Origin of the sequence: Dysosmobacter sp. Sow4_B12 (assembly GCF_052116665.1) — a bacterium.
Classification (GTDB): domain Bacteria; phylum Bacillota; class Clostridia; order Oscillospirales; family Oscillospiraceae; genus Oscillibacter.
Window position 1 is genome coordinate 1 of record NZ_JBQKKR010000012.1, and the last position, 12,379, is coordinate 12,379.

The window sequence follows — 12,379 nt, forward strand, 5'->3', positions numbered from 1 at the left end:
CGGCTGCTTTTTGCATAATACCCGATCTCACACGAAGGGGCTCCCGCCCCCTCGTACTCCCCCTGCGTCAAAGGCGCCCTTCACTTTATCCCGGACGCTTTCATTAGGCGGGCAGCCGCTTCCCGGCTGCTTTTTGCATAATACCCGATCTCACACGAAGGGGCTCCCGCCCCCTCGTACTCCCCCTGCGTCAAAGGCGCCCTTCACTTTATCCCGGACGCTTTCATTAGGCGGACAGCCGCTTTCCGGCTGCTTTTTATATGATCCCCAAACATGCCGTCAACCGCTTTTCACCGGATGGGCCGCCCCGGGCGGCGCATGGCGGGCGACCGCTTTTTGATGCCGGACACCACACCCATGGCGGCGAACAGCGTCACGATGGAGGACCCGCCGTAGCTGAAAAACGGCAGGGTAATCCCGATGGTTGGCATGATAAACAAACACATGCCGATGTTGATGAGGGTCTGGAAAATGAGCATGGCCGCCATGCCCACGCAGACGCAGCAATAAAAGGAGGTCTGGGAATTCTTCGCCACCAGCAGCACCCGGACGATGATGGCGGCCAGCAGCGCCACTACGGCGAGACAACCCAACAAGCCCAGCTCCTCCCCGCAGACGGAGAAAATAAAGTCCGTGTGCCGGCCCGGCAGAGACCAGCTGTCGGCGCTTTGGGTCTGGGTGCCCTTTAGGTAGCCCTGGCCGAACCAGCCGCCGGCTCCCAATGTCAAAAGGGAGCGGTTCTGGTGCCAGCCCACGCCAAGGGGGTCGTAATCATGGTCGAACAGCGCCAGAAAGCGGCCCTGCATATACTCCGGCATGATCCCCAGCTTCCAGGCCGCCGCCACCGCCGCGGTGCCGCCGCCGATCAGCAGTGCGAACCACCGCAGGGCAAACCCCGCCACAAAGGCCATGCAGATGAAAATAAACAAAAACACCAGGCCGTTGCCCATATCGCCGGAGATCAAGAAATAAAACGCGCACATACCGATGGCGTGGCCGCCCACCATGAGCGCTGACGGGAAGGACCGCAGGTCCCGCTTTTCCTCCCGCAGCCACTCCAGCTGCTTGGCCAGCAGCAGCACGAAGGTGATCTTCACCACCTCCGCCGGGCCGATATTCACCGGAATTCCGGGAAACTTCAGCCAGGCCCGGTTGCCGCCCCGGCTGATGCCAAGGGGCGTCCGCAGCAGCAGGATGAAGCCGATATTGAAGGCCAGCACCCATTTCCACCGCTTCATCAGCACCTCCAGGTCCACCATGGAAAAAGCGATGTACATGCAGATGCCCAGCAGCATGGCCACGAACTGGACAACCACCAGCTTGTTACTGCCCAAATACCGGGTGGCGCTGAAGATCAGCACGATGCCGTACAGCGTGGCGACACAGCAAAGCCCCAGCAGCACCAGGTCGGCCTGCTGGAAAAAATCCGCGAGATTTGCTTTCAGTCGATTCAGCATGGGCATGCTCCGTTTCTTCAGAAAAGGTCAGATTTCAACGGATGCAGTATACCACAAAGGGCCGGACCTGTAAACGATGCAAATTTGTTTTTACAAATCGTTCAAATCATGATATGATGTGTATACTTATGAAGTTCGACAGAAAGGACTGCTGTTTTTGGAATATATTTCCCACAGCGTGGCGGAGACGGAGGATCTGGGCGCCCGTCTTGCCGCCGTGCTGGCCCCCGGTGCCGTGGTGGCCTACACCGGCGGACTGGGCATGGGCAAGACCGCATTCACCCGGGGCCTCGCCCGGGGCCTGGGCTGCCGCGGCCGGGTCACCAGCCCCACCTTCACCATCGTCAACGAATACGACGGGCCCACGCCCCTATTCCACTTTGACATGTACCGTCTCCCCGACGCCGATGCCCTGTTCGACATCGGCTGGGAGGATTACCTGGACCGGGGCGGCGTGTGCGCCGTGGAGTGGAGCGAGCAGGTGGCGGAGGCCCTGCCGCCGGAGGCAGTCCGCGTCACCATTGCCCGCTGTCCGGACCACGAGGACTGGCGGTCCATCACCATCGAAGGAGCAGACGCCCTATGAAAGTTTTAGCACTGGAGACTTCCGCCAAAGCCGTGTCCGCCGCCGTCACGGAGGACGGCAAGGTGCTGGCCAGCGGCTATCAAGACACCGGCCTCACCCATAGCCGTACCCTCATGCCCATCGTGGAGCACATTTTGAAAAACACGGACCTGCGCGTGCAGGACTGTGACGTCATCGCCGTGGCCGCCGGCCCCGGCTCCTTTACCGGCATCCGCATCGGTGTCTCCGCCGCCAAGGGTCTGGCCTTCGCGGCGGACAAGCCCGCTGTGGGCGTGTCCACCCTGGCCGCCATGGCCCGGAACGTGGCCTGGATGGACGGTCTGGTCGTCTGCGCCATGGACGCCCGCCGCCAGCAGGTGTACAACGCCCTGTTTCAAGCAGAAAACGGCCGGCTCACCCGGCTGACGCCGGACCGGGCCATTTCCCTGGAGGACCTGGCAGCCGAGATCAAAGCGGATGCCCGTCCAAAAATCATAGTTGGCGACGGGGCCCGCCTGTGCTATAATGATTTGTCGGAACGGGGCATTTCCTGCCGGATGGCGCCTGCGCATCTTGTCATGCAGAACGCCGTCAGCGTGGCCCTGGAGGCGGAGGAGCTGGCCGGAGCCGGCCAACTTCTCACAGCCCAGGAGCTGCAGCCCGTCTACCTCCGCCCCGCCCAGGCCCAGCGCCTGCGGGACCGTGTTTGAGTATTCATGCATTTTTCTATAAAATCACAAAAGGAGCGCGCGCATATGAGCGGTAAAGTACACGTCATGGACCATCCCCTGGTGGCCCACAAGCTGACCATCCTGCGGGACAAGAACACCAGCGTCAAGGATTTCCGGGAGCTGGTCTCCGAGATCGGCATGCTGATCACCTACGAGGCCACCCGTGACCTCCCCTTGACCACCAAGGAAGTAGAAACGCCTATCTGCAAGACCACCGCCCCCACGCTGAAGGGCAAAAAGTTCGCCGTGGTCCCCATTCTCCGCGCCGGCCTGGGCCTGGTGGACGGCGTGCTGCGCATGGTCCCCGGCGCCCGTGTGGGCCACATCGGCATGTTCCGGGATGAGGAGACTCTGGAGCCCCATGTCTACTTCTGTAAAATGCCCAAGGACATCGCCGAGCGCGACATCATGATCGTGGACCCCATGCTGGCCACCGGCGGCAGCGCCGAGGCCGCCATCTCCGAGATGAAGAAGCGGGGCTGCATCAACATCAAGCTCATGGTGCTGCTGGCCGCTCCCGAGGGCATCAAGCACATTCAGGAAACCCACCCCGATGTGGATATTTACTGCGGTGCCGTGGACGACCACTTGAACGAAAACGGCTACATCGTTCCCGGCCTGGGCGATGCCGGCGACCGTATTTTCGGCACGAAGTAAAATAGACCCGTAAATCCCCGGGGAAGCTTCTTTTGAAGCTTCCCCGGGGTTTTTGTTCCATTTAGGCCGCTTCAGAGCAGGCGGAACCAGCTCCGGTCACTTTCCAAAACACCTTCCCGCCGGAGCCTGCCGATCTCCGCAGAAAGACCGCTGCGTTCCACCTCCAGATAATCCGCCAGCTCCTGGCGGTCATAGGGGATGGTGAAGCTGCTGCTGTTGAATTGCTTTGCCTGCTGGTGGAGGTAGGTCAAGAGCTTTTCCCGGGTGGTGCGGCAGGAGACGACCTCCAGTTTTTTGTGAAAGGCCAGGTTCTTGCGGGCTGTCACCTGCATGAGGTTGAACAACAGCTGCTGGTGGAAGCCGCAGGCGCCGGAGCAGGGCTCCAGGATCCGGCGGCAGTTGAGAAGCAGCACCCGGGTCTCCTCCCGGGCCACCACATCCACCGGCAGCGCCTCCACACCCGCGCAGGCGAAAGACTCCCCAAACAGCTCCCCCGGCCCTACATCCGCCACGATGCTCCGGTTTCCGAAAAAGTCCACGCGGACGATCTGCGCCGCCCCTGCCAAAACGATGCCCATATCCCGCGCCGGTTCACCCTCTGAAAGGATCACCGTCTTTGGAGGATAAGCGGCCGTCCGTGCCCCCAGGCACTCCAGCAGGGACGCCAAGCCCTCCTCCCGGATGCCTGCAAACAGCGGACAGCTCCGCAGCACACTGTAATACGCCTCCATGGTCTCCTCCCCCTGTTGAAAAGTCACCGTGCTTTTATCATGTCCACTTTGCCGGAAACTACAAAAAGCGGCCTCTCCAAGCGGAAGGGCTGCTTTTTGCTTCTTACAGCACGTAAAAATAGACCGCCAAATAGTGGAAGAGGGAGCCGGCCAGAATAAGCAGGTGGAACAGCTCATGGAAGGTCCACTGGGCGCTGATATTGGGCTTTTTGACGGCATAAAATACAGCGCCCACGGAATAGCACACGCCGCCCAGGGCCACCAGCGTCAAGCAGGGCTGGCCCAGGGCCTTGAAATCCTCCCAGGCGAACAGCACCGCCCACCCCATGGCCAGATAAAAAAGCGTAGACAGCACCCGGGGCGCGTTCATCCACAGCAGCTTCACCAGTACGCCGGCGATGGCCACGCCCCAGATGGCCAGGCAGAACCGGGTCCCCTTGGGCTGGGGCAGCAGCACCAGGGAAAAGGGCGTGTAGCTACCGGCAATCAAGACATAGATCATGCTGTGGTCCATTTTCCGCAGCCGTCCCTTTACGCCGCCGCTGGAAGCGTCGCCGGGATAGTAATGATAAATGGCGCTGGCAGAATACAGGGCGATCATGGAAAGGCAGAAGCACATGGCCGCCGCCAGCGCCACTGTCGGCGCTCCCACCCGTATGGCGCGGATCAAATATAAAAAGCTCCCCGCGAAAGCAGCAGCCGCGCCGATGGTATGGGTCCCGCAGCTGACAGGGTCCTGGGCATGGGGAAAAAACTGATGCATAGTATCGTCTCCTTGAAACAAAAACCTTATTATCTAGTTTTTAAAACTATATTACACGGTTTCGTTTTATATTTCAAGCAGCATATGTAAATTTTCTGAAAAGTTCCCGCAGCAAAGAAAAAGAAGCGCCGAAGCGCCTCTTTTTTCTCAGTTCCAACATTCTGTTTTTCCCTCCAGGCCGATGTCGGCGGCCCGGAATACCGGGTTCTCTCCCGCCTGCCGCTGGCGCTGGTAGTCCTTCAGCGCGGCAATGGCGGGCTTGACCAACAGCAGGATCACCGGAATGTTCGTCACCACCATCAGTCCCTGGGTCACATCCGCCAGATTCCACACCAGGCTCATGCTGGCAACAGCCCCCACGAACACGATGGCAGACGCCGCGACCCGGAAGCCCGTCATGAACGTCTTGCCGGGCTGCCGCTTCATCATGAAGCGCAGGCAGCCTTCGCAGTAGTAGTAGTTGCCAATCAGCGTGGTGAAGGCGAACAGCGTCATGGAAACGGCGATGAACACGGGGCCAAAGCCGCCCAGAACATTCTGGAGAGCCGCCTGGACATAGGGTGCGCCGGCCAGCTCCTCCGTGGGGGCCACACCGGAGAGCAGGCACATGAAGGCAGTGGCCGTGCAGATGAGCAGAGTGTCCAGGAACACGGACAGCATCTGCACCAGGCCCTGCTTTACCGGGTGGGAGACATCCGCCGAGGCGGCGGCGTTGGGAGCGGAGCCCATACCGGCCTCGTTGGAATACAGGCCCCGCTTGATTCCGTACATCAGGCAGGAGCCGGAAAAGCCGCCGAAGATGGCTTTGAAATCAAAGGCGTTGGCAAAAATGGCGCCGAACATGGCGGGGACCCTGCCGATGTTCAGCAGGACGATGACCAGCGCCACCAGAATGTAAAGAACGCCCATCACAGGGACCATGACGCCGGTGACCTTGGAGAGGCGTTTGCCGCCGCCCATGACGCAGATCAAAAACAGCACCGCAAGAACCGCGCCCATGACAGCGGGGGTCACCGACGGGTCGTAGAAGCTAAAGCCGGCAAAGGTGGACTGCATGTTATAGGAGGCCAGGGCGTTATAGCCCACGGCATAGGTCAGAATGACGAACACGGCGAAGAGCACGCCCAGCCACCGCTGGCCCAGGGCGCTTTCCATGTAATAAGAAGGGCCGCCGTAGCTGGAGCCGTCGGGGTTTTTGCGCTTGTAGATCTGGGCCAGCGTGGATTCCACAAAGGCGGAGGCGCCGCCGAACACGGCGATGAACCACATCCAAAACACCGCGCCGACACCGCCCAGGCAGATGGCCTGGGCCACGCCCACGATGTTGCCGGTGCCCACACGGGAAGCCGTGGAAATCATCAGCGCGCCGAAGGAGGACACTGCCCCCTCCGTCTGGGGCTTTTCCCGGACCACGCGGATGGATTCCCTCACCATCCGAAGCTGCACGAACCGCGTGCAGACGGTGAGCACCACACCGGCCACCACCAAAAACAGCGGCACCCAGGGGGTATACAGGAAGTTGCTCACCTTGGAAATCACGTTGTCAATTGCTGCAGTCATTTCTCCACGCTCACTTTCAAACACATATCGTCACTATTTTATCTGATTTGTGGAAAAATGCAAGAGAAATTGTTCGCGTGTCAAAAACAGGTAATTTTTTACTTCAGCGTTTCCCTCTCCGGGTCAAAGGTCAGGCAGCTGCCGGCGCCGTCCACTGTCTCACAGAACAGCTGCAGCTCGTCGTCCTCCTGCCACTCCAGGCCCCAGATGGCAGTCTCCAGACCGTCCCAGTCCTGGAGGTCGTACAATTTGCCGCCGGAGCCTTCTCCGCTCCTCCGCCAGCCCACAGCGAACTCTGTGGGCACATCCGTCAGGAATGCGTCCCATACGCCATCCGCCGACCAGACCCGGTACCGGGCTGTGTTGGATGCCAAACGCTCCGCGGTCATCCGCTCCACGGTTTCCACCAACCTGGAGTCCGCCGTCCCCATGGGCACCAGCCAGGCCAGCTCCTTGTCTGCGTACCGCTCCGCGGTCTCCCAGTCGGAGCCGTTGGAGAGGTACAGGTCCTGCCCGTCGGTGACAATGTAGGAAAACCGCTCCTCCGTCACCTCATCTCCCCCGTTCCACATGCGCCAGAGGAAGCGGCTGTTTTCATAGACGGCATCGATGACCATGACGGCCCCCTCGCCGTAATCCTGGACGGTGCGCAGCTGGCAGGGAACGCCCAGGGACACCTTGCGTAAAAAGGCCTCCAACGCCTCCCCGTTCTCCACACCCTCGTTGGTGAACACCATGTCACCCTCCGCCGCCGTGGCGGCGCCGTAGTCCCAGGGCAGCGTTTCCAAAGACGCAAAGCCATAGGGCGTTTCGGCGGAAATGGCGGCGCCTTCTTTTATCCGAAACTCCGCCGCGCAGGTCTGCCCCTCCACCTCTTTCACGACGCGGTAGGCGCCGTCACAAAAATCGTGGTCGTACATGCCCAGCCAGCAGCTCAAGGCAATGGTCTCCCCGGCAGGCACCAGAAGGCCCTCCATGGTCCAGCCGGTGTTTTCCTTCACAGGCAGGGCCTGCCATGTTTCATCCGCCGCCAGGCGTTCCACCTGAACCTCCCGGCCGGTCATGATCTCGGTGCTGCCGCGATTTTCCAGCAGATACCACACGGTCTCCACAGACGGGTCATACTCCTCCCGCTCCGTGGTCAGCGCAAAAGCTCCGCTGTCTGCCGCCGGGGCGGCTGGCTCCTCCGCTGGAGGGACAGTCTCTTCCACAGGCCGCGTCTCTTTCTCCTTAGCCCCGCATCCCGCCAGCAGCGCCAGTGCCAGCAACAGCGGCAATAATCGTTTCATCTTCATCACCTCTTACCCATTCCGACGGATACCGCCGGAAAAAGGTTCCCTGCATCTGGCAATGTGTACAAAAAGAGCCAGAATTTTTTTCAGCTTCCCTGCTTGCATTTTAGCATCCCATCCGCTACAATACAAGTACAAGCAAAGAATGATAGCTGCAACGTAGTGCCGCGCGCACGGGCTGACACCTATCATTCCTTATTTTTTTGATAGGTGTTTCAAACCAAAGCCGGTTTGGAGCGCCTTTTCTTTTTATCCTGTTTAAAAACATAAGGAGGCTTTTCATATGATCTTACTGGCAAACGGCAAAGTCATCACCCGGGACAGTGAAGGTGCCGGCTACCTGCCCGACGGCGGCGTCGTTACCGACGGCGGAAAGATCGTGGAGGTCGGAAAAACAAGCGAATTGAAGGCCAAGTATCCCCAGGCCGAATTTGTGGACGCCAAGGGCGGCGTCATCATGCCGGGCCTCATCAACGCCCACACCCATATTTACTCCGCCCTGGCCCGGGGACTCGCCATCAACGGCTACAACCCCACCAACTTCTACGAGGTGCTGGATGGCCAGTGGTGGTACATCGACCGCCACCTGACCCTGGAAGCCACCCGGGCCAGCGCCCAGGCCCTGGTCATCGACTCCATCAAGCAGGGCGTCACCACCATTTTTGACCACCACGCCTCCTTCTGCGAGATCCCCGGCTCCCTCATGGAGATCGCCCAGGTGACAAAGGACTTTGGCATCCGGGCCAGCCTCTGCTACGAGGTCAGCGACCGGGACGGCGAGGAAAAATCCATCCAGTCCGTCCAGGAGAACAAGGACTTCATCGACTACTGTGAGAAAAACCCCAGCGACATGCTCAAGGCCATGTTCGGCGGCCACGCCCTGTTCACCATCTCCGACAAGACCTTTGACCGCATGAACGCCGCCAACGGCGGCCGGGTAGGCTACCACATCCATGTCTCCGAGGGCATGAACGACGTCTACGACTCCCTCCAAAACTACGGCCGCCGCCCTGTCCAGCGGCTCCAGGACCACGGCATCCTGGGACCCAAGACCATCCTGGGCCACTGCATCCACGTGAACACCGCCGAGATGGATATTATCAAGGCCACCGACACCATGTGCGTCAACAATCCCGAGAGCAACATGGGCAACGCCGTGGGCATCTCTCCCGTTCTGCAGCTCTATAAAAAGGGCATCCTCATCGGACTGGGCACCGACGCCTACACCAACGACATGCTGGAATCCATCAAGGTGGCCCTGTGCTCTCAGCGGCACAACACGTGCCTTCCCGGCGTGGGTTGGTGCGAGGTCACCGACATGCTCTTCAAGAACAACGCCAAAATGGCGGAGCGTACCGGCTTCCCCACCATGGGCGTTTTGAAGCCCGGTGCCGCCGCCGACGTCATCGTCATGGACTACAAGCCCTTCACCCCCTTCTCTGACGCCAACATCGACGGCCACATGCTCTTCGGCATGACGGGCCGCCAGTGCCAGACCACCATGGTCAACGGCAAGATCCTAATGAAGGACCGTCAGCTGGTGAACATCGACGAGGAAGCCGTCAACGCCCACATTCTGGAAGCTTCCAAGAAGCTGTGGGGCGAATTGAACCACTGCGAGTATTGATCTTGACTGGAGTATTTGAGGAGGAAAACGAATATGTCTGAACTGATGATCCCCATTCCCTTCCGGGAACTGATGACCTGGGTCACCACTGAATACCAGCGGGACGGCTCCGTGTTCGGCGTCCATAAGCCCTACAAGGCAGGCGTGAAGAAGCTGCCCATTTTCGGCGAGACCATCGAGACTCCCTTCGGCCCCGCCGCCGGCCCCAACACCCAGCTGGCCCAGAACATCATCGCCGGCTACTTCGGCGGTGCCCGGTTCTTCGAGCTGAAAACCGTCCAGAAGATGGACGGCGCCGAGCTTGCCGCCTGCATCAACCGGCCCTGCATCCTGGCGGAGGACGAGTGCTACAACTGCGAGTGGTCCACGGAGCTGTACGTCCAGCAGGCCTTTGAGGAATATGTGAAGGCCTGGTGCGCACTGAAGATCATGAGCAAGGTATACGGTCTGGGCGACCCCAACGGGTTCGTGTTCAACATGAGCGTGGGCTACGACCTGGCCGGCATCCAGGGCGAGAAGATCGACACCTTCCTCAATGGCATGATCGACGCCAGCTCCACCTCCATCTTCCAGGAGTGCATCCGGGTCTTGAAGGAGTTCTTCCCCGGCGAGAGCGATTATATCGACACCATCACCCCCCATGTGTCCGGCTCCGTAACGGTCTCCACCCTCCACGGCTGCCCGCCGGACGAGATCGAGCGCATTGCCAGCTACCTCATTGAAAAGAAGCACCTGCATACTTTCGTCAAGTGCAATCCCACCATCCTGGGCTATGAGACCGCCCGGTCCATTCTGGACGAAATGGGCTATGATTACATCGCTTTCGATGACCACCACTTCAAGGAGGACCTCCAGTACACCGACGCCGTGCCCATGTTCCACCGCCTCCAGGCCCTGGCGGACGCCAACGGACTGGAATTCGGCCTGAAGCTCTCCAACACTTTCCCTGTGGACGTCAAGCAGAAGGAACTGCCCAGCGAGGAGATGTACATGGCGGGCAAGAGCCTGTTCCCCCTGACCACCACCATGGCCGCCCGCATTGCCAAGGAGTTCGGCGGAAAGCTGCGTATCTCCTACGCCGGCGGCGCCGACGCCTTCAACATCGACAAGCTGTTCGCCTGCGGCATCTGGCCCATCACCATGGCCACCACCGAGCTCAAGCCCGGCGGCTACCAGCGCTTCGTCCAGATCGGCGACAAGCTGGACGCCATGGACTTCAAGCCCTTCACCGGCGTGGATGTGGGCGGCATCGAGGCCCTGGCCCTGGCGGCCCGGTCCGACAAGTACCACGTGAAGGCCGTGAAGCCCCTGCCCCGGCGGAAGCTGTATGAAAAGGTCCCCTTGATGGACTGCTTCACCGCTCCCTGCAAGGGCGGCTGCCCCATCCAGCAGGACATCCCCGAGTATATCGAGCTGTGCCGCAAGGGCCAGTACGCCTCCGCCCTGCGGCTCATCATCGAAAAGAACCCCCTGCCCTTCATCACCGGCACCATCTGCGCCCATCGCTGCCAGACCAAGTGCACCCGGAATTTCTACGACCAGTCTGTCCAGATCCGCGCCACAAAGCTGGTGGCCGCTGAAAAGGGCTATGACGCCTACATGGCCAAGGTGAAGGCCCCCGTGCCCGTCACTGACGGCCGCAAGGTGGCCGTCATCGGCGGCGGCCCCACCGGCATGTCCGCCGCCTACTTCGTGGGCCGGGCCGGCATCCCCGTGACGCTGTTTGAGCGGTCCGACAAGCTGGGCGGCATCGTCCGCCAGGTCATCCCCGCCTTCCGCATCTCCGATGAAGCCATCGACAAGGACGTGGCCCTCATGGAGAAGATGGGCGTGGACGTGCGGCTGAACACCGAGGCTCCCGCGGTCAGCGAGCTGAAGGCCCAGGGCTATACCCACATTTTCTTCGCCGTGGGCGCCTGGAAGGCCGGCCGGCTGGACATTCCCGGCAATGTGGTGCCCGTCATCGGCTGGCTGAAAGACATGAAGGCCAGCAAGGAAGTCTCCCTGGGCCATGTGGCCGTGGTAGGCGGCGGCAACACCGCCATGGACGCCGCCCGCGCCGCCCTCCGGGCCGGCGCCGAGTCCTCCACTTTGGTCTACCGCCGCACCCGGAAGTACATGCCCGCCGACGCCGAGGAGCTGGAGCTGGCCATCGCCGACGGCGTACAGTTCCTGGAGCTGGTGGCTCCCGTGGAGCAGAAAGACGGTGTCCTCAAGTGCGAGAAGATGAAGCTGGGCGAGCCCGACGCCAAGGGCCGCCGCAAGCCCGAGCCCACCGGCGAGTTTGTGGAGATCCCCTGCGACACCGTCATCTCCGCCGTGGGCGAGAAGGTGGAATCCCAGCTGTTCACCGCCAACGGCATCGCCGTGGACGAGCGGGGCATCCCCGACTTCAAGACCAATGTGGACGGCGTCTACGTGGGCGGCGACGCCATGCGGGGCCCCGCCACCGTGGTGGAGGGCATCTCCGACGCCCAGGGCTTTGCAAACGCCGTCATCGGCTCCGCCTATAAGTTCGCCATCCCCGGCCACGCCAAGGCCACCCGGGAAGCCGCCATCGCCAAAAAGGGCATCCTCTGCGAGTCCGCCAAGTGCGAGGGCGACCGGTGCCTGACCTGCAACGTGGTGTGCCAGGTGTGCGCCGACGTTTGCCCCAACCGGGCCAACGTGGTCATCGAGCTGCCGGACGGCCGCCACCAGATCCTGCACGTGGACCGGATGTGCAACGAGTGCGGCAACTGCGCCATCTTCTGCCCCTACGACTCCGCCCCCTACCGGGATAAGTTCACCCTGTTCAAGGACGGCAACGGCTTCTCCGAGAGCGAGAAGAACAGCGGCTTCCTGCCTCTGGGCGGCCACAAGGTCCTGGTCCGTCTGAACGGCAAGGTGATGAACGTGGACCTGGACCAGCCCAACGGCCTGCCCGCCGACGTGGAGGTCTTTATCCTCACCGTTCTCACCAAGTACACCTACCTCATCGGATAACAGCACGACAC

Annotated in this window: 10 protein-coding genes; 5 read left to right on the forward strand and 5 right to left on the reverse strand. The window is 61.0% G+C overall.

The window, feature by feature from the left end:
• Positions 1–290: 290 nt before the first annotated feature.
• Positions 291–1,457, reverse strand: coding sequence for an FtsW/RodA/SpoVE family cell cycle protein (locus ACTQ4R_RS10150; protein WP_441628323.1), 1,167 nt, complete (start codon positions 1,455–1,457; stop codon positions 291–293).
• Between the two features lie 157 nt (positions 1,458–1,614).
• Between ACTQ4R_RS10150 and tsaE the strand changes: the two genes are divergently transcribed.
• From tsaE to upp, 3 genes are read left to right on the forward strand one after another with little or no spacing between them, the layout of a single operon-like run.
• Entirely contained in the window at positions 1,615–2,043 is a 429-nt protein-coding gene (gene tsaE / locus ACTQ4R_RS10155; protein WP_441628325.1) for a tRNA (adenosine(37)-N6)-threonylcarbamoyltransferase complex ATPase subunit type 1 TsaE, read from the forward strand.
• Entirely contained in the window at positions 2,040–2,732 is a 693-nt protein-coding gene (tsaB, locus tag ACTQ4R_RS10160; RefSeq protein WP_441628327.1) for a tRNA (adenosine(37)-N6)-threonylcarbamoyltransferase complex dimerization subunit type 1 TsaB, read from the forward strand. The genes tsaE and tsaB overlap by 4 nt, the downstream gene beginning before the upstream one ends.
• A gap of 45 nt (positions 2,733–2,777) precedes the next feature.
• The gene (upp, locus tag ACTQ4R_RS10165; protein WP_441628329.1) at positions 2,778–3,410 is read left to right on the forward strand and encodes a uracil phosphoribosyltransferase; all 633 of its coding nucleotides are present in this window, start codon (positions 2,778–2,780) and stop codon (positions 3,408–3,410) included.
• A gap of 71 nt (positions 3,411–3,481) precedes the next feature.
• Here the strand turns inward: upp and ACTQ4R_RS10170 are convergent, their stop codons facing one another.
• The 4 genes from ACTQ4R_RS10170 to ACTQ4R_RS10185 form a co-directional block, all read right to left on the reverse strand.
• Positions 3,482–4,168 carry a Crp/Fnr family transcriptional regulator gene (locus ACTQ4R_RS10170; RefSeq protein ID WP_441628331.1) on the reverse strand — a complete coding sequence of 229 codons (687 nt, stop codon included), beginning with the start codon at positions 4,166–4,168 and terminating at the stop codon, positions 3,482–3,484.
• 76 nt (positions 4,169–4,244) lie between these two features.
• A complete protein-coding gene (trhA, locus tag ACTQ4R_RS10175; protein WP_441628333.1) occupies positions 4,245–4,904 on the reverse strand; it encodes a PAQR family membrane homeostasis protein TrhA in 660 nt (219 codons plus the stop codon).
• 147 nt (positions 4,905–5,051) lie between these two features.
• Complete coding sequence (locus ACTQ4R_RS10180) at positions 5,052–6,443, reverse strand: alanine/glycine:cation symporter family protein (protein ID WP_441628335.1); 1,392 nt, start codon at positions 6,441–6,443, stop codon at positions 5,052–5,054.
• Positions 6,444–6,562: 119 nt separating this feature from the next.
• A complete protein-coding gene (locus ACTQ4R_RS10185) occupies positions 6,563–7,753 on the reverse strand; it encodes an immunoglobulin-like domain-containing protein (RefSeq protein ID WP_441628337.1) in 1,191 nt (396 codons plus the stop codon).
• A gap of 286 nt (positions 7,754–8,039) precedes the next feature.
• Here ACTQ4R_RS10185 and ssnA point away from each other — a divergent pair, with 286 nt between their 5' ends.
• Positions 8,040–9,383 (forward strand): putative aminohydrolase SsnA, encoded by a 1,344-nt coding sequence (gene ssnA / locus ACTQ4R_RS10190; RefSeq protein WP_441628339.1) that lies wholly within the window; start codon positions 8,040–8,042, stop codon positions 9,381–9,383.
• 33 nt (positions 9,384–9,416) lie between these two features.
• Positions 9,417–12,368 (forward strand): putative selenate reductase subunit YgfK, encoded by a 2,952-nt coding sequence (gene ygfK / locus ACTQ4R_RS10195; protein ID WP_441628341.1) that lies wholly within the window; start codon positions 9,417–9,419, stop codon positions 12,366–12,368.
• Positions 12,369–12,379 lie beyond the last annotated feature (11 nt).

Coding starts and splice junctions, on each gene's coding strand:
- ACTQ4R_RS10150 (WP_441628323.1), bottom strand. CDS start 1,457: ATGCTGAATCGACTGAAAGCAAATCTCGCGGATTTTTTCCAGCAGGCC.
- tsaB (WP_441628327.1), top strand. CDS start 2,040: ATGAAAGTTTTAGCACTGGAGACTTCCGCCAAAGCCGTGTCCGCCGCC.
- upp (WP_441628329.1), top strand. CDS start 2,778: ATGAGCGGTAAAGTACACGTCATGGACCATCCCCTGGTGGCCCACAAG.
- trhA (WP_441628333.1), bottom strand. CDS start 4,904: ATGCATCAGTTTTTTCCCCATGCCCAGGACCCTGTCAGCTGCGGGACC.
- ACTQ4R_RS10185 (WP_441628337.1), bottom strand. CDS start 7,753: ATGAAACGATTATTGCCGCTGTTGCTGGCACTGGCGCTGCTGGCGGGA.
- ssnA (WP_441628339.1), top strand. CDS start 8,040: ATGATCTTACTGGCAAACGGCAAAGTCATCACCCGGGACAGTGAAGGT.
- ygfK (WP_441628341.1), top strand. CDS start 9,417: ATGTCTGAACTGATGATCCCCATTCCCTTCCGGGAACTGATGACCTGG.